Raw genomic sequence first — 16,843 nt, forward strand, 5'->3', positions numbered from 1 at the left:
AAGAATGTTGCCAGGGTGCCAGCCCAATTGACACGGAGAGATCACATGAGTGCAAGTTTCCACCACAACGTCGACCAGGGCGAGATTGCCAAGTTCGAGGCTCTGGCCAGCCGCTGGTGGGACCCTCAGAGCGAGTTCAAGCCGCTGCATGACATCAATCCGCTGCGTCTGGATTTCATCGATGCCCGCTGCGGCCTGGCCGGGCGCAAGGTGCTGGACGTCGGCTGCGGTGGCGGCATCCTTGCCGAAGCCATGGCCCATCGCGGCGCTCGTGTCACCGGTGTGGACATGGGCGAGGCACCGCTTGGCGTGGCCCGCCTGCATGCGCTGGAGAGCGGCGTCGAGGTGGAATATCGCCAGGCCAGCGCCGAGGCCATGGCCGCCGAACATCCCGGCGAATATGACGTGGTGACCTGCATGGAGATGCTCGAGCACGTGCCCGACCCGGGCTCGGTGATCCAGGCCTGCGCGACCCTGGTCAAGCCCGGCGGACACCTCTTCTTCTCGACCATTAACCGCAATCCCAAGGCCTACGCCCTGGCCATCGTCGCTGCCGAATACCTGCTGCAGATGCTGCCCCGCGGCACGCACGAGTACCGCAAGTTCATTCGCCCTTCCGAGCTTGCCGGATGGTGCCGCGAGCATGGCCTCAGCGTCCGTGAACAGAGCGGCCTGGTCTACAATCCCCTGACGCGGCGCTATCGCCTGTCGGCAAGCGACGTGTCGGTCAACTATCTGGTGCACTGCCGCCGGGAGCAGGCATGAAGGTGCCATCTCCCGAGGCGTTGCTGTTCGACCTCGACGGCACCCTGGTCGATACCGCCCCCGACCTGGCGCGGGCGACGAATGCCTTGCGCGCCCATCACGGCATGGAACCGCTGCCCTACCCGGTGATTCGCGCGCAGGTATCGAATGGCGGCAGCGCCCTGGTCGCCCTGGCGCTGGGTCTGGACAAGACGCATCACGGCCATGACGAAGCGCGTCAGTTCCTGCTCGATGCCTACGGCCGGGCAGTGGCCGACGAGAGCTGTTTGTTCCCCCATCTCGACCGGCTGCTGGCCAGGTGGGAGGCGCAGCAACGCCCTTGGGGCATCGTTACCAACAAGCCGCGCGCCTACGCCGCTCCGCTGATCGAGAGCCTGGGGCTGACCCCCGGCGCCCTGCTCTGCGCCGACGACCTGCCGCAGCGCAAGCCGGCGCCGGAACCGCTGTGGGTGGCGGCCGAACGGCTGGACGTCGCTCCCGCCCGCTGCTGGTACATCGGCGACCACCTGCGCGACATGCAGGCCGCCCGCGCCGCCGGCATGGTCGCCGTCGCCGTGGGTTACGGTTACATCGAGGAGGGTGAGGATTACCGGCAGTGGCCGGCCGATCTCTGGTTCGAGACCTGCGAAGCGCTGGTGGAGGCACTGCTTCAGCCTGCCTGAGTCACCAGGCAGGCTGCAGCCATTTGCTTACCTGGGCGGCTGGGCGTCGAAGCGCTGGCCGTTATAACCCTTGCTATCCGGCCCCATCAGCCACAGATAGGTCGGCATGATCTCTTCCGGCGTACGCAGCGTCTGCGGGTCTTCTCCCGGATAGGCGTTGGCGCGCATCTTGGTGCGGGTCGCCCCCGGGTTGAGGGTGTTGACCCGAATCGTGCCCAGGTGCTCGACCTCATCCGCCAGCACTTCCATGAAACCCTCGGTGGCGAACTTGGAGACGGCATAGGCGCCCCAGTAGGCACGCCCCTTGCGCCCCACGCTCGATGACGTGAACACCACGGAAGCATCGGGTGAGGACTTCAGCAGCGGCAGCAGAGCCTGGGTCATCCACACCGGACCGTTGATGTTGATCTGCATGACCTGGTCCCACAGCTCGGGGTTGTACTGCTCGAACGGGGTGATGCGACCGAGCAGGCCCGCGTTGTGCAGAATGCCATCGAGCCGGCCGAACTCCTTGTCCAGCGTCTCGGCCATGTCGTGGTAGTCCTTCAGCGTGGCGCCTTCGAGATTGAGCGGAAAGATGGCCGGCTGAGGCCCGCCGGCGGCCTCGATCTCGTCGTAGACCTTTTCCAGCTTGGCGATGGTGCGTCCCAGCAGGATCACCGTGGCACCGTGACGGGCATAGGCCAGCGCAGCGGCGCGACCGATGCCGTCACCGGCCCCCGTCACCAGAACGATGCGATCGCGAAGCAGATCGGCGGGCGCCTCGTAGTCGAACTTGCAGGTCATCTTCACTCCTTGAGCAGGGCCAGTCCGTTACAGTGACTGGCGCAGGAAATCGTTGGCAAGGCCGGCGGCACTACTGTCAGGATAGTCGTCACGCACCCGTTCGAGCAGGCCGCGGCTCTCCTCCAGTTCACCCTGGCGCGCCTTGATCAGGCCCAACTTGTACAGGGCATCCGGCACCTTGCTGCTCTGCGGGTAGTCGTCGATGACCGTGCGGAATGCCGTCTCGGCCTGATCCAGGTTGGCCTCCGCCGAGTGCAGCTCGCCCAGCCAGTAGTAGCCGTTGGCCGTGAGCGTGGTGTCGGGGTAGTCGACGACGAAGGCATCGAACGCCTGGATGGCCTCGCCGAACTGGCGCGCCTGCACCTTGGCGAAGGCGGCCTGATAGGCGGCCTGTGCGTCGGGACTGGTGCCGCTGGGAGACGGGGTCTGCGCGACCTGACGAGCCGCTTCCTGATCGACCTCGGGGCTGGTCTGGATACCGGCGCTACCGGCGGTGATCCGCTCGTCGAGATCCATGTACTGCTGTCGGGTCTGGTTGCGCAGCTGTTCGAGCTGGTGACGCAGTTCCTCGATCTGGCCGCGCAGCTGCTGGATCTCGCGCTGATGGTCCTGCAGCTGGTTGTAGAGCACCAGGCTACCACCGGGCTCTTCACGCACTTCGGCCTGCTCCATGAACCCACGGGGCTGCGCGGTGCGGTCTTCCACGATCGGGCGCTGCTGCGCTTCGACAAGGCTCATCACGGACAGCGGGAGCACCAGGGCTCCCGCGCCGCACAGCCTTTTCAGACTGTGTTTCATGCTTCACTCCCTCGGCGCTGATCGGCGCCAGTTCGCTCAGTAGGCAAAGACCACGCGACGGTTCTGGGCATGAGCATCTTCGCTGTTGCCACGTACCGCCAGACGCTCTTCACCGTAGCTGACCACTTGGAGCTGGGACGGAGAGACGCCCTGCACCTCGAGGAAGCGCTTCACCGAGTTGGCACGACGCTCACCCAGCGCCATGTTGTACTCGCGGGTGCCGCGCTCGTCGGTGTGGCCCTGCAGTACGACGCGGGCATTGCCGTTGGAGCGCAGGTAGCGGGCATGAGCGACCAGGACAGATTCGAACTCGGGACGAATGGTGTCACGGTCGAAGTCGAAATAGATGGTGCGAACGTCGGGGATGCGGCCGTCGGCCTGCTGGCCGGCACGATCGCCGCTGACACCGGTACCGCTCACCTGACCAGCGCCGGCAGTGCCCGTACCGACGCCATCGGCGCGTGTGCCATCCATGGACCCGTCACGGCTGCCACCGGTGCTGGAACAGCCGGCAATCAGGGCAAGAGACAGGGCAATTGCCAGAGTTCTGGCATGTGACTTGAATTGCATCGTCAAACTCCTCAAAGGACTCGAATGACACGTACCACTAGTTCAAGAACGGTGACCATGCGGGTTCACGCACGTCACCACGCGCCGAAGGCAACCGGTAGGACGCCCGTCCATCGGCCGAAACGGCCCCCAACACCCCGCTGTTACCTTGCTGGGTGGCGAAGATTACCATGGTCCCGTTGGGCGCAACACTAGGCGACTCGTCCGAACGGGTCTCACTGATCACGACAAGACGGCCGGAACCGAGATCCTGGCGCGCAACCTGGAAACCGTTGTTGCTGCGGTGGATCAGGAACAGCGCCTCCCCATCCGGCGACAGCCGCCCACGGGCGTTGTAGTTGCCGGTGAAGGTCAAGCGCTCGGTCTGGCCGCTGCCGAAGCTGTAGCGGTAGATCTGCGGGCCGCCGCTGCGGTCCGAGGTGAAGATCAGGCTGCGACCGTCCGGCGCCCAGGCCGGCTCGGTGTCGATGCTCGAGTTGTTGGTGATGCGCTCGAGATTGCGCGATCCCACGTCCATGATGTAGATGTCCGGCTGGCCGTCCTTGGACAGGGTCATGGCCAGACGACGACCGTCCGGCGACCAGGCCGGTGCGCCGTTGATACCGTCGAACGACGCCACCTGGGCGCGCTGCCCGGTGCCCACATCCTGCACGTAGATCGCCGGGCGCTCGGTCTCGAAGGAGACATAGGCCAGCTTGCGGCCATCCGGCGACCAGACCGGTGACAGGATCGGCTCACGCGAGTTCAGCACCTGCTGGCTGTTGTGCCCGTCGGCATCGGCCACGTAGAGACCGAACTGCATGTCCTGGTCGGTGCCCTGTGCCGTGACGTAGGCAATGCGGGTCGAGAACGCACCGCGAATGCCGGTGATGGCCTCGAAGATCTGGTCGCTCACGTAGTGGGCACCGCTGCGCAGCTCGTTGCTGCCGGCGCTGACGCTCTCGCCGAGCATGCGGCGCTGACCGCTGACGTCCATCAGCTCGTAGCGGATACGATAGCCGTCGGCTGCACGGCTGACCTGGCCCACCACCAGATAGCGCACGTCCAGCGCTCGCCACTGGCCGTAGCGCACTTCGTCGCCGGAAGTGGGACGATCGTACATGGCATTGCGCGGCAGCGGCGCGAAATAGCCGCTGCGCTCCAGATTGTCACTGATGATCTGGGCCACATCCTCGGGCAGGCTTTCGCCGTCGGCGGAGAACGGCACTATGGCAATGGGAGTGGCCCGGTCACTGCCGCGTGTGATCTCGATGGTGAGATTGGCCTGGGCAAGCGAGCTGAACAGCAACAGCATGGCGCTCAACCAGATGGTCATCAGGGCTTTCATCAGCGTACATCTCCCGGTGTGAAACGCAGATTGAACTGGCGGAAGTCACGTTGTGCCGCCGGCGGCAATTGGCGCAGTTCGCCAAAGGGTGCGGCGGCTTCCACAGCCTGTAAGGCGGAGCGATCGAAACTGCTATCTCCGCTACTTTGAGTAATGGTAGCGCCAAACAGCTCCCCAGAGGGACCCAACTGGACCTGAACCGTGGCCGCAAGCCCGCCGCCGGCTCCGGGCGGAATCACCCACGCCTGCTCCACGGCACGGCGCACCAGGTTGATGAAGCTGTTGGCGGCCTCCTGGGCCTGCCGGGCGTTGGCCACGGCATCCGACTCTCCTTCGATGGCGCGATCGAGCCCCTGACTGGCGGCTTCGGCCGCACGCCGAGCTTCCTCCTCACGACGGCGCTGCTCTTCGGCCTCGCGCTGACGCCGGGCTTCCTCCTCGCGGCGACGTTGCTCTTCGGCCTCGCGCTGACGCTGGGCCTCCTCCTCGCGGCGACGCTGCTCCTCGGCCTCGCGCTGACGCTGGGCTTCCTCCTCGCGGCGACGCTGCTCTTCGGCTTCGCGCTGGCGCTGGGCCTCCTCTTCGCGGCGACGCTGCTCTTCGGCTTCGCGCTGGCGCTGTTCCTCGGCTTCCCGCTGGCGTCGTGCCTCCTCTTCGGCGCGCTGCTGTGCCTCCTGCTGGCGCTGGCGTTCGGCTTCCTGTTGGCGCTGACGCTCGGCCTCCTGCTCCTCGCGCAGCCTCGCCTGGCGCTCGGCTTCCTCGGCCCGGCGCTGCGCCTCGGCCTCGGCTTCCTGCCGGGCCTCCTGCAGCCGGCGAGCCTCCTCTTCACGTGCCGCCTGCTGCTGCTCGGCTTCGCGGGCACGCTCTTCGGCCGCCTGACGCTCGGCTTCGGCGCGCGCCTGCTCCTCGGCCTCAGCCTGGCGCGCCTCTTCTTCCTGGCGAGCCTCTTCTTCCGCCTGCCGCGCCGCGGCACGCGCTCGTGCCTCCTCGGCACGCTGAGCCTGGTCGGTGGTGGTTTCGGTGCTGACCAGTGTCGCCTGCACGATCGACGTCGACTCGGGATCGGCCGGCTGACGCTGCGGCAGAGTGACCAGGCTCAGCACCACGACCAGCACGTGCAGGCCGATAGCCAGCAGCGTGGGCACGCCATAGCCGACCGGCTTGTCATAGCTGCGCGAAGGGCCGCGCTGACGTCGGGCCATCACGTCTCCTAGTGTCCTGGTCAAGAAGCGCTTAATCACGCGGCGGCGGCTCGGAAATCAGCCCGACGTTGGTCACACCCGACACCTGCAGCGTACTCATCAGGGTCACGACCTCGCCGTAGGGCACGAAACGGTCGCCGCGCACCATGACCTGCGTACCGGGCTGACGCTCGAGCAGAATCAGCACCCGGTCGCCGAGCTCCTCCAGATCCACGGCCATCTCTTCGCCGCCGATCGACAGGTAATAATCCCCCTCGCGATCCACCGACACGATGATGGGGTCGCGGTCTTCCTGGGAGTCGATGGGCTCCGAGGTGACCTGGGGCAGCTCGATCTGAACGCCCTGAGTCAGCATCGGTGCCGTGATCATGAAGATGACCAGCAGAACCAGCATGACGTCGATGAAGGGAACGACGTTGATCTCCCCCATCGGCTTGCGGCGGCCGCCACGATTGAAAGGACCATGCATGTCGCGACTCCCTCAGGCGGTGCCGGCTTCGCTGCGGCCCTGCAGATTGCGGTGCAGGATGGAGTGGAACTCCTCGGCGAAGTCCTCGTACTTGCCCAGCAGCCGGTCGGACTCGGACGACAGGCGGTTGTAGAAGATAACCGCGGGGATGGCGGCGAACAGGCCCATGGCGGTGGCGATCAGAGCCTCGGCAATCCACGGCGCGACGGTGGCCAGCGTGGCCTGCTGGGCCATGGAGAGCGCCTGGAACGAGCCCATGATGCCCCACACCGTGCCGAACAGGCCGATGTAGGGGCTGGCCGACGCCACGGTGGCAAGAAATACCAGATGCAGGGTGAGACGCTCCTCTTCCCGCGACCAGGCCACACGCATGCTGCGCTGCACGCCGTCGAGGATGGCATCGGCGCTCTTGGTCTTGGCCATCAGCCGGTTGAATTCGCGGAACCCGGCACGAAAGACATGCTCGGCGCCCTGGGTCTCCTGCTCCGACGGCGTTTCACGATAGAGCTCGTTGAGATCGACACCCGACCAGAAGCGCTCTTCGAAGGTCTGATGCGCCGCACGGGCCCGACGCATGACGAACGTACGCTGGAAAATCACCACCCAGGAGAGTATCGAGCCAAGCACCAGGATCAGCATGACCAGCTGCACCACGGTGCTGGCGCTCATGATCAGGTGGGGTATTGACATAGAGTCGTTCACGGGCATCCTCGCTGATCTTGCATTCAGGCATTGAGAACCGCGGCGAGTGCCGGCGGCCAGGGTCTGGGTTTGAGGCGTGTGGCATCCAGACAGGCGATGTCGACACGCGCTTCGCATAAGGGTTCCCCACCACGCTGTACCGACTGAGCGAAACTCAGCCGACAGCGCCCGCTCGATGCGACGGCCGCGGTGACGCACAGCTCGTCGTCGAGCCGAGCAGGCTTGGCATAGCGGCACTCCAGGCGATGCACGACCAGCTGCACGCCGGCGTCGAGCAACTCGCGCTGAGTGAAGCCGTGCTGACGCAGCCATTCGCTGCGGGCCCGCTCCATGTACTTGAAGTAGTTGACGTAGTAGACGATGCCGCCGGCATCGGTATCCTCGATGTAGACGCGCAGCGGCAGACGGAATTCACTCACGGACGCACCTCACCGCTCGCATCCTGCGCCTGCTCGTGGGGCACCAGGTCGAAGTGCTGCCAGGCCTGGCGTGTCACCACCCGGCCCCGAGCGGTGCGCATCATCAGCCCCTGCTGGATCAGATAGGGCTCGATCACGTCCTCGATGGTGTCGCGCTCTTCGCCGATCGCCGCCGCCAGCGAGTCGATGCCCACCGGCCCGCCGTCGAACTTCTCGATCATCGCCAGCAGCAGGCGGCGATCCATGTGGTCGAGGCCGTGATGGTCCACGTGCAGCATGTTCAGCGCCTGATCGGCGATGGCCGCATCCACCCGGCCGCTGCCCCGCACCTGGGCGAAGTCGCGCACCCGGCGCAACAGGCGATTGGCGATGCGCGGCGTGCCTCGCGAGCGGCGTGCCACCTCGCGGGCACCGTCACGGTCCGCCTCGACGCCAAGCAGCCTGGCCGAGCGAGCGACGATCTCGGTGAGCTCCTCGATGTCGTAGAACTCCAGGCGCTGGACGATGCCGAAGCGGTCGCGCAGCGGTGAGGTGAGCAGTCCTGCCCGGGTGGTGGCGCCCACCAGGGTGAAGGGTGGCAGGTCGAGCTTGATGGAGCGCGCCGCCGGACCCTCGCCGATGACGATATCGAGCTGGAAGTCCTCCATCGCGGGATAGAGGATCTCCTCCACCACGGGCGATAGGCGGTGAATCTCGTCGATGAACAGCACGTCGCCGGGCTGCAGGTTGGTGAGCATGGCGGCAAGATCGCCGGCACGCTCCAGTACCGGGCCGGAGGTGGACTTCAACCCCACGCCCATCTCGGCGGCGATGATGTTGGCGAGCGTGGTCTTGCCCAGACCGGGCGGGCCGAACACCAGCGTGTGATCGAGGCTCTCGTCACGCCCGCGAGCGGCGCTGATGAAGATTTCCAGCTGCTCACGCACGCGCGGCTGGCCGATGTACTCAGCCAGCGTCTTGGGGCGGATCGCGTGATCGACGCGACTCTCACCCTCGCGCTCCTCGGCGGCGATCAAGCGATCATTCTGCATCATGTCGAACACTCGCGGCGCTCATGAAAAATTCAGGACGAAAGTCCCTGTCTCCGATCAAACGACGGTTGAGTTCTGTCGAGTCGTGGCCCGCCATGCGCGCCCTACCCGGCCATCCGCTTGGTCAAGGCGGCCTTGATCAGGGCTTCGGTCGACTGGCCCTCTTCCAGCCCGGACAGCATCTTCGCGGCCTCGGTCGGCTTGTAGCCCAGGCTGACCAGTGCCGCCTCGGCATCGGCCAGCGGATCCTGACGCTCCCGCAGACCGCCGGGCAGCGTGGCGATGTCCGCCGGGTCGACGGCAGCGCTCTGCTCCCAGTGAGGAAAGCGGTCGCGCATCTCGATGACCAGGCGCTCGGCGGTCTTCTTGCCGACACCGGGCAAGCGCGTCAGGCTCTTGACGTCATCCTCCATCACGCAACGGATGAACGCCGTCTCGTCCATGCCGGACAGGATCGCCAGGGCCAGCTTGGGGCCGATACCGTTGACCTTGATCAGGGCGCGAAACAGCGCGCGCTCCTGCTCACGGGCGAAGCCGAACAGCAGGTGGGCGTCTTCACGCACGGTGAGGTGCGTATAGAGCGACACCGCTTCTCCCACCCCGGGCAGCGCCACCAGCGTGGTCATCGAAGCCTCCAGCTCATAGCCGACCCCTGCCACGTCCACGACCAGCCAGGGCGGTTGTTTCTCGAGCAGGGTGCCACGCAAGCGTCCTATCATTGGGCATTGTTTCCCGATGCGAATACGTCTGAGGCGCACGGCCTTCCTGGCGCCACTATACTGGTCGCTCAAGCGGCTGACCAGCCCGCTACAAACGGTGTTCGAAAATTATTTTGCCGAAAGCGTCAACGCGCTTTCAAGGCTGGAAGTCGCGCCAGGAGCTGCCGCGCCGACGCGCCCGATGGCCGCCGAAACTGCCCTGCGTGACCAGGCCCAGCCGGGCATGAGCATGGGTCAGCGCGATGGCCAGCGCGTCGGCGGCATCGGCCTGGGGCGTACCGTCGAGTCCCAGCACCGCCACCACCATATGCTGGATCTGAGTCTTGGTCGCCGCCCCGCTGCCGGTGACCGCCTGCTTGATCTGACGCGGCCCGTATTCATGCACGGCCAGGCCGTGATTGGCGGCGCAGACGATGGCCGCGCCGCGTGCCTGACCCAGCTTCAGCGCGGAATCGGGATTCTTGGCCATGAACACCTGCTCGATGGCCAGCTCCCCCGGGCGATACTCGCCGATCAGCTCGGCGATGCCGGTATAGATGCGCGCCAGACGCTGAGGCAGCTCGACGTCCTGCAACCGAATACAGCCACTGGCGACGTAGCGCGGCTTGGGCGTGGTGACGTCGAGCACGCCGTAGCCGGTGATGCGTGAGCCGGGATCGATTCCGAGGATCAGCACGACACCCTCTCCCTCGCGCAGGTGGTCGCCATACGTGTGCCACGGCCACCCTGATGGCGTCGCGAAACCGGCGCCACTGGGGCGCCGGTCTCGTTCATCGCACAGCTGGCAGGCGTACTCACTCCTGCCCTTCCGCCTTGGCCTTCTGGCGCAGACGAATGTTGAGTTCGCGCAGCTGGTCGCCGCTCACCTCGCCCGGCGCGTCGGTCATCAGACAGGCCGCACTCTGGGTCTTGGGGAAGGCGATCACTTCACGAATGGTACGCGAGCCGGCCATCAGCATCACCAGGCGGTCGAGGCCGAACGCCAGGCCGCCGTGGGGCGGCGCACCATAGTGCAGGGCGTCGAGCAGGAAGCCGAACTTCTCGCGGGCTTCCTCCTCGCCGATGCCGAGGATCTCGAACACGGTGCTCTGCATCTGCTGGTCGTGGATACGGATCGAGCCACCGCCCAGCTCGGTGCCGTTGAGCACCATGTCGTAGGCCCGCGAGAGCGCCGCGGCAGGATTGGCCTTGAGCGCCTCGGGGCTGCACGAGGGCGAGGTGAACGGATGGTGCAGCGGGCTCAGGCGGCCGTTGTCGTCGGCTTCGAACATCGGGAAGTCGACCACCCACAGCGGTGCCCAGGGGCGGGTGTAGAGGTTGAGGTCCTCGCCCAGCTTGACCCGCAGCGCACCCAACGCCTCGTTGACGATCCTGGCCTTGTCGGCGCCGAAGAAGACGATGTCGCCGTCTGCCGCGCCCACTCGATCGAGCAGCTCCTCGATCACGTTCTCCATGAACTTGACGATCGGCGACTGCAGCCCTTCGAGACCCTTGGCACGCTCGTTGACCTTGATCCAGGCCAGCCCCTTGGCGCCGTAGATACCGACGAACTTGGTGTAGTCGTCGATCACCTTGCGCGACATGCTGGCCCCACCCGGCACCTTGAGCGCCGCGACGCGGCCGTCGGCAGCGTTGGCCGGGCCGGAGAAGACCTGGAAGTCGACCTGCTTCATCAGGTCGTCGACGTCGACCAGCGTCAGCGGAATGCGCAGGTCGGGCTTGTCGGAGCCGTAACGGTCCATGGCCTCGGCCCAGCTCATGCGCGGGAACTCGGGCAGCTCCACGTCGAGCACGTCCTGGAACAGCTCACGGATCATGGCCTCGGTCACGCCCATGATATCGTTCTCCTCGACGAAGGAGGCCTCGATATCGATCTGGGTGAACTCCGGCTGACGGTCGGCGCGCAGGTCCTCGTCGCGGAAGCACTTGGCGATCTGGTAGTAGCGGTCGAAGCCGGCCACCATCAGCAGCTGCTTGAACAGCTGCGGCGACTGCGGCAAGGCAAAGAAGCTGCCCGGATGGGTACGACTCGGCACCAGGTAGTCGCGGGCACCCTCGGGCGTGGCGCGGGTCAGGATCGGCGTCTCGATGTCGAGGAAGCCCTGCCCCTCGAGGAAGGCGCGCACGTGGTGCGAGATGCGCGAACGAAGGCGCAGCTTCTCGATCATCTCCGGGCGGCGCAGGTCGATGTAGCGGTGCTTGAGCCGCACCTCCTCGCCGACCTTGCCATGCTCGTCAAGCTGGAACGGCGGCGTGGCCGCCGTGTTCAGCACTTCGACCTCCTTGGCCAGTACCTCGATCATGCCGGTGGGCATCTTGGGGTTCTGGGTACCCTCGGGGCGCAGACGCACGCGGCCGGAAATGCGCAGCACGTACTCGCTGCGAGCACGGTCGGCAGTGGCGAAGGCCTCGGCGGTATCGGGGTCGACCACGACCTGGGCGATGCCGTCGCGATCGCGCATATCGAGGAAGATCACGCCCCCGTGGTCACGGCGGCGGTGAACCCAGCCGCACAGGGTGACCGTCTGGTCCACCATGGTCTCGTTGAGCTGGCCGCAATAATGGCTGCGCATGTCGTATCCTGTTTCGTAACGTTATCGATTGAGGGGTCGGTGGCGGTCAGGCCGCGGCGCCGTCCTTTGCCGGCGCCTTGCTTTCCTTGCTCTCTCCGCCGCCGCCAGCGGAGTCGCCGGCCAGATTCTTCTTGCTGCCGGACTTGAAGTCGGTTTCGTACCAGCCGCCGCCGGCCAGCCGGAAGCCCGCCGCGGAAACCAGGCGGGAAAGCGCCGGTGCTTCACAGGCAGGACAGTCGGTCAGAGGGGCGGCGCTGAGCTTCTGGAGCTTCTCCAGACGATGGCCGCAGGCCTTGCACTGATATTCATAGATGGGCATGGTTCAATTCACTCCTGATTCGACAGCGCGCAACCAACGGCGATATAGGGTCGAGCGGTGCACATTCCAAGCCTGCCGTGAAAGCCCGATAGTATAACGTGCCTGGCAAGGCGTGTCCCAGCCCTGCCGCGGCGAACCAACACAAGGAATTCAGCATGAAAGCCGTGATACTCGATGCCGCCAGCCTGGGTCCCGACATCGACCTCTCCGCCATCCGCGACCAGGTGGAGACGCTGGAGGTCCATGAGGCAAGCACCACCGAACAGAGCCGCCAGCGGCTGGCCGGAGCCCAGGTGGCCATCGTCAACAAGGTGGTGCTCGATGCCGCCACGCTCGAGGCCCTGCCTGAACTCAAGCTGATCTGCGTGCTGGCCACCGGCACTAACAACATCGACATGGCCTGCGCCGAGCGGCTCGGCATCGCCGTGCGCAACGTCACGGCCTACGGCACGGCCAGCGTGGCACAGCACAGCCTGATGCTGATCCTGGCGCTGGCCAACCGGCTGCCGCTCTATCAGCGCGACGTGGCGGCCGGACGCTGGAACGAAAGCCCCTTCTTCTGCTTGATGGACCACGGCACCCTGCAGCTCGAAGGCAAGCATCTGGTCATCGTCGGCCAGGGCGAACTGGGCAGTCGCGTAGGTGCGCTCGGCGAAGCTTTCGGCATGCGCGTCAGCTTTGCCGCCCGTCCCGGCAACGAGAGCAACGACTCACGCCCGGGGATAGCCCAGCTTGCCCCCGAGGCCGACGTCATCAGCCTGCACTGTCCGCTCACCGACGCCACCCGCCACCTGGTCGACGCCGCCCTGCTCGCCACGCTGAAGCCCAACGCCCTGCTGGTCAACTGCGCCCGTGGCGGCATCATCGACGAACGGGCGGCGCTTGCCGCACTGCGTGAGGGCCGACTGGGCGGCCTGGGCGTCGACGTATTGCCGGCGGAGCCACCGCGTGACGGCCATCCGCTGCTCGATGCCCTGGCCGAGCCGCTCAACCTGATCGTCACGCCGCACAATGCCTGGATCACACCGGAGGCTCGCCAGCGCATCGTGACACTCACCGGCGAGAACCTGCGCAGCTGGAAGGCGCAACAGAGCGGAGTCTGACCATGCTGCACGACCCCATGCCGCACAACTCTATGCTGCACAACTCCAAGCTTCACAACTTCGGCTCGATCAATCTCGACCACTTCTATCGCGTGCCGCACCTGGTCCACCCCGGCGAGACCTTGGCCAGCCGCAGCTACCATCTCGGTCTCGGCGGCAAAGGGGCCAACCAGTCGCTGGCCATGGCACTGGCCGGCGGCCAGGTGTGCCACTGGGGCCGCCTGGGCCGCCAGGACGCCTGGGCCCGCGACCGTCTGGCCCGCGCCGGGGTCGACGTCACCCACCTGGAGCTGGTCGACGAGCCCAGCGGACACGCCATCATCCAGGTCGACGATCGCGGCGAGAACGCCATCATCCTGTTTCCCGGCGCCAACCACGGCTTCACGCGTCGGCATCGCGACGCCTTGTGCGAAGCGGCCCAGCCCGGCGATTGGCTGCTGGTGCAGAACGAGTGCAACGCCCTGGCCGAGCTGCTCGAGTGCGCGCGTAGGCAGGACCTGGCCGTCGCCTTCAATCCCGCACCGATGTCCGACACGGTGCTGGAGCTGCCCCTCGATGCCTGCAAACTACTGTTCGTCAATCGTGGCGAGGCGGCCTGGCTGGCCGGCCTGCCCGAGACCAGCGATGCCCAGGCGCTGCTTCAGGGTCTGCAGACACGGCTGCCGCAAACGGCAACGGTGTTGACCCTGGGCAGCGAAGGAGCCTGGTACCAGGCGGGCGACGAGCGCCACTTCCAGCCCGCCCTGCCGGTCGAGCCGGTGGACACCACCGGCGCCGGCGACACCTTCATCGGCTATTTCATGGCGGCCCTGCAGGAACAGCGCAGCGTCCCCGACTGCCTGGCGCTGGCCGCCCACGCCGCCGCACTCGGCGTGCAGCAGTCCGGTGCCGCCGACAGCATTCCATCGCGCGACGAGGTCGAGCGATATCTCACCGGCTCACAGAGCGCCTGACACCCACAAGGAGGCAACGTGTCGCACCCGATCATCTTCGATACCGACCCCGGCGTCGACGACGCCCAGGCCATCGCCATCGCCCTGCGTCATCCCGACATCGAGCTGCTCGGCTTGACCACTACCTACGGCAACGTCGACATCGAGACCGCCACCCATAATGGCCTGCTGCTGTGCGAACTGGCCGGGCGCGGCGACGTGCCCGTCGCCCAGGGCGCCGCCGGCCCCATGGTCAAGCCGCGTCATCCCGCGCCGGCGCATATCCACGGCGCCAACGGCCTGGGCAACATCGCGCTGCCCGAGGTGAAGGGAAAGAAGGATCCGCGCAGCGCCGCGCAGTTCATCGTCGACACCGTCAACGAGCGTCCCGGTGAAGTCACCCTGGTCGCGGTCGGGCCGGTGGGCAACCTGGCCGCTGCTCTGCAGCTCGACCCGGCGCTCACCGAGAAGGTCAAGCGGGTGGTGATCATGGGGGGCTCGGTCCGCGAGGGCGGCAACGTCACGCCGGTGGCCGAGGCCAACATGTTCAACGACCCCCACGCCGCCCAGCGCGTGCTCACCGCTGGCTGGCCGCTGACCCTGGTGGGTCTCGACGTAACCCATCGCTGCGTGCTGACGCCGGCCCACATGCAACGCATCGAGGCGGGTCAGGGCGAGCTGGGCAAGGTGCTGGCCGGCAGCTACGCCTTCTACCGCGACTTCTATCGCGAATTCCTCGGCATCGACGGCTGCTGCCCCCACGACAGCTGTGCGCTGGCCTGGCTGCTACGCCCGGAGCTGTTCACCACCGCGCCGGGGCATCTGGCGGTCGTCACCGAGGGGCTGGCCGAGGGTCAGACCCTGTTCGCCCCCGAGGGGCGCGGTTTCATCCAGGAGCGCTGGTCGCAGACGCCCCTGGCGGAAGTGTGCCTCGAAGTGGACGGTGAAGCCTTAGTGGAGTGGATCACTGCCACGCTAAGTTAAGCAATCAGAGGCAAACGAAGTTGTCCGGGTCATGGCACTCCAGCGCTTCCAGCTCGACGTGCGTGACCCGGGCATTGGGCGGCCCCTGCCACAGCCATGCTGACACCTGGTTGACCGCCTCGCCATTACCGCACAGCAGCACCTCGACCTGCCCATCAGGGAGATTCTTGGCGTAGCCGGTCAAGCCGTGCTGCAACGCCTGCTCCTGAACCGCACGGCGGTACCACACTCCCTGCACCTTGCCGGCCACCAGCGCCTTCACACAGCGTTTGCTCATTTTCGTCTCCTCATTGACTGAAATGGGTGCGCACGGATGCTCTAACCTTGATACTAAGGATGCGGTCACGCCACAAGCAACGACCGCCCAACGGAAGCAGTGCCAACCACTGCGCTCCACATCACAACAACGCATCCTCACAAGGGAGATATCGCCATGCAGATCTTCGACCACCCCGAGTTCGACCATCACCAGCAGATCGTCTTCGGCAGCGACGAGGCCAGCGGCCTGCGCGCCATCATCGCCATCCACGACACGCGCCGCGGCCCTGCCCTGGGCGGCCTGCGCATCTACCCCTACGCCAGCGAAGCGGACGCTCTGACCGACGTGCTGCGTCTGTCCCGTGGCATGACCTACAAGTCGGCCCTGGCCGACCTGCCCCTGGGCGGCGGCAAGGCCGTGATCATCGCCGACCCGCGTCGCGACAAGACCCCCGCCATGCTGTACGCCATGGGCCGGCTCGTGGAATCGCTGGGCGGCCGATACATCACCGCCGAGGACTCCGGCAGCGGCGAGGAGGACATGCGCCTGATTCGTCAGGAGACGTCACATGTCAGCGGGCTGGGCCACGACGGCAACTCGGGCGACCCCTCGCCCTTCACCGCCCACGGCGTTTTCTGCGCGCTCAAGAGTGCCGTACGCCATCGCCTCGGCCGTAGCGACCTGCAAGGGCTGCGCGTCGCCATCCAGGGGGTCGGTCACGTCGGCGCCCACCTTGCCCGCGAGCTGCACGAAGCCGGCGCCAAGCTGGTGCTGACCGATGTCGACCGCGACAGCCTCGGCATGCTGGTCAGCGAACTGAGTGCCGAGAGCGTCGCGCCCGATGCCATTTTCGATGCCGACGTGGACGTCTTCGCCCCCTGCGCCCTCGGGGCAGTACTGACCGACGAGGTAGCCGAGCGCCTCAAGGCCAAGGTGATTTGCGGCGCCGCCAACAACCAGCTGGCGACGGCGGCAGTTGCCGGACGATTGCAGGCCCGCGGCATTCTCTACACGCCCGATTACGTGGCCAACGCCGGCGGCGTCATCGAAGTCGAGGCCCAGCGTCACCAGCGCTACAACCGCGACTCGGTCATGCGGCACGTGGAGCGCATCGCCGAGACGGTGGACGAGATCCTCAGCCGAGCGCAGAGCGAGGACAAGAGCCCCGCCGCCGTGGCGGATCAACTGGCACGCGAGCGCCTCGCCGGCTGAGGCTATGTAAG

The 16,843-nt window shown here is 66.3% G+C and carries 20 protein-coding genes; 6 read left to right on the forward strand and 14 right to left on the reverse strand.

The window, feature by feature from the left end:
• The first annotated feature begins 45 nt into the window (after positions 1-45).
• Together ubiG and C4S71_RS01690 are read left to right on the forward strand one after the other, a co-directional pair.
• Entirely contained in the window at positions 46-765 is a 720-nt protein-coding gene (gene ubiG / locus C4S71_RS01685; RefSeq protein ID WP_086511337.1) for a bifunctional 2-polyprenyl-6-hydroxyphenol methylase/3-demethylubiquinol 3-O-methyltransferase UbiG, read from the forward strand.
• Positions 762-1,427, forward strand: coding sequence for an HAD-IA family hydrolase (locus C4S71_RS01690; protein WP_103967988.1), 666 nt, complete (start codon positions 762-764; stop codon positions 1,425-1,427). The genes ubiG and C4S71_RS01690 overlap by 4 nt, the downstream gene beginning before the upstream one ends.
• 27 nt (positions 1,428-1,454) lie before the next feature.
• Here the strand turns inward: C4S71_RS01690 and C4S71_RS01695 are convergent, their stop codons facing one another.
• From C4S71_RS01695 to C4S71_RS01755, 13 genes are all read right to left on the reverse strand, one after another.
• Complete coding sequence (locus C4S71_RS01695; RefSeq protein WP_103967989.1) at positions 1,455-2,213, reverse strand: YciK family oxidoreductase; 759 nt, start codon at positions 2,211-2,213, stop codon at positions 1,455-1,457.
• 27 nt (positions 2,214-2,240) lie between these two features.
• A complete protein-coding gene (gene ybgF / locus C4S71_RS01700) occupies positions 2,241-3,011 on the reverse strand; it encodes a tol-pal system protein YbgF (protein ID WP_103967990.1) in 771 nt (256 codons plus the stop codon).
• A 36-nt stretch (positions 3,012-3,047) separates the two neighbouring features.
• Positions 3,048-3,581 (reverse strand): peptidoglycan-associated lipoprotein Pal, encoded by a 534-nt coding sequence (gene pal, locus C4S71_RS01705; protein WP_103967991.1) that lies wholly within the window; start codon positions 3,579-3,581, stop codon positions 3,048-3,050.
• A gap of 37 nt (positions 3,582-3,618) precedes the next feature.
• Entirely contained in the window at positions 3,619-4,908 is a 1,290-nt protein-coding gene (tolB, locus tag C4S71_RS01710) for a Tol-Pal system beta propeller repeat protein TolB (RefSeq protein WP_103967992.1), read from the reverse strand.
• A complete protein-coding gene (gene tolA / locus C4S71_RS01715; RefSeq protein WP_103967993.1) occupies positions 4,908-6,110 on the reverse strand; it encodes a cell envelope integrity protein TolA in 1,203 nt (400 codons plus the stop codon). The genes tolB and tolA overlap by 1 nt, the downstream gene beginning before the upstream one ends.
• Positions 6,111-6,141: 31 nt before the next feature.
• A complete protein-coding gene (gene tolR, locus C4S71_RS01720; RefSeq protein WP_086511345.1) occupies positions 6,142-6,579 on the reverse strand; it encodes a protein TolR in 438 nt (145 codons plus the stop codon).
• A 12-nt stretch (positions 6,580-6,591) separates the two neighbouring features.
• A complete protein-coding gene (gene tolQ, locus C4S71_RS01725) occupies positions 6,592-7,269 on the reverse strand; it encodes a protein TolQ (protein ID WP_234238905.1) in 678 nt (225 codons plus the stop codon).
• A gap of 35 nt (positions 7,270-7,304) precedes the next feature.
• Positions 7,305-7,700 carry a tol-pal system-associated acyl-CoA thioesterase gene (gene ybgC / locus C4S71_RS01730; protein WP_191223125.1) on the reverse strand — a complete coding sequence of 132 codons (396 nt, stop codon included), beginning with the start codon at positions 7,698-7,700 and terminating at the stop codon, positions 7,305-7,307.
• On the reverse strand, positions 7,697-8,734 hold the full coding sequence (gene ruvB, locus C4S71_RS01735; protein ID WP_086511375.1) for a Holliday junction branch migration DNA helicase RuvB: 1,038 nt from the start codon (positions 8,732-8,734) through the stop codon (positions 7,697-7,699). Before ruvB ends, ybgC begins: the two co-directional genes overlap by 4 nt.
• A gap of 101 nt (positions 8,735-8,835) precedes the next feature.
• On the reverse strand, positions 8,836-9,450 hold the full coding sequence (gene ruvA / locus C4S71_RS01740) for a Holliday junction branch migration protein RuvA (RefSeq protein WP_086511346.1): 615 nt from the start codon (positions 9,448-9,450) through the stop codon (positions 8,836-8,838).
• A gap of 136 nt (positions 9,451-9,586) precedes the next feature.
• Positions 9,587-10,126, reverse strand: coding sequence for a crossover junction endodeoxyribonuclease RuvC (ruvC, locus tag C4S71_RS01745; protein ID WP_086511347.1), 540 nt, complete (start codon positions 10,124-10,126; stop codon positions 9,587-9,589).
• 118 nt (positions 10,127-10,244) lie between these two features.
• The gene (aspS, locus tag C4S71_RS01750) at positions 10,245-12,023 is read right to left on the reverse strand and encodes an aspartate--tRNA ligase (protein WP_103967994.1); all 1,779 of its coding nucleotides are present in this window, start codon (positions 12,021-12,023) and stop codon (positions 10,245-10,247) included.
• Positions 12,024-12,069: 46 nt separating this feature from the next.
• Positions 12,070-12,342 carry an FmdB family zinc ribbon protein gene (locus tag C4S71_RS01755; RefSeq protein WP_010628624.1) on the reverse strand — a complete coding sequence of 91 codons (273 nt, stop codon included), beginning with the start codon at positions 12,340-12,342 and terminating at the stop codon, positions 12,070-12,072.
• A 155-nt stretch (positions 12,343-12,497) separates the two neighbouring features.
• Between C4S71_RS01755 and C4S71_RS01760 the strand changes: the two genes are divergently transcribed.
• Genes C4S71_RS01760 through C4S71_RS01770 form a run of 3 tightly spaced genes read left to right on the forward strand, consistent with a single transcriptional unit; the run spans position 12,498 to position 15,361 of the window.
• Entirely contained in the window at positions 12,498-13,445 is a 948-nt protein-coding gene (locus C4S71_RS01760) for a D-2-hydroxyacid dehydrogenase (protein WP_103967995.1), read from the forward strand.
• Between the two features lie 2 nt (positions 13,446-13,447).
• A complete protein-coding gene (locus C4S71_RS01765; protein WP_235014126.1) occupies positions 13,448-14,398 on the forward strand; it encodes a ribokinase in 951 nt (316 codons plus the stop codon).
• Between the two features lie 18 nt (positions 14,399-14,416).
• A complete protein-coding gene (locus C4S71_RS01770; RefSeq protein WP_086511350.1) occupies positions 14,417-15,361 on the forward strand; it encodes a nucleoside hydrolase in 945 nt (314 codons plus the stop codon).
• A 4-nt stretch (positions 15,362-15,365) separates the two neighbouring features.
• Here the strand turns inward: C4S71_RS01770 and yccX are convergent, their stop codons facing one another.
• The gene (gene yccX, locus C4S71_RS01775; RefSeq protein WP_010628628.1) at positions 15,366-15,638 is read right to left on the reverse strand and encodes an acylphosphatase; all 273 of its coding nucleotides are present in this window, start codon (positions 15,636-15,638) and stop codon (positions 15,366-15,368) included.
• Positions 15,639-15,794: 156 nt separating this feature from the next.
• Here yccX and C4S71_RS01780 point away from each other — a divergent pair, with 156 nt between their 5' ends.
• Entirely contained in the window at positions 15,795-16,832 is a 1,038-nt protein-coding gene (locus tag C4S71_RS01780; RefSeq protein ID WP_086511351.1) for a Glu/Leu/Phe/Val family dehydrogenase, read from the forward strand.
• Positions 16,833-16,843 lie beyond the last annotated feature (11 nt).

The organism is Billgrantia desiderata, assembly GCF_900108215.1.
Lineage (GTDB): Bacteria > Pseudomonadota > Gammaproteobacteria > Pseudomonadales > Halomonadaceae > Halomonas > Halomonas desiderata.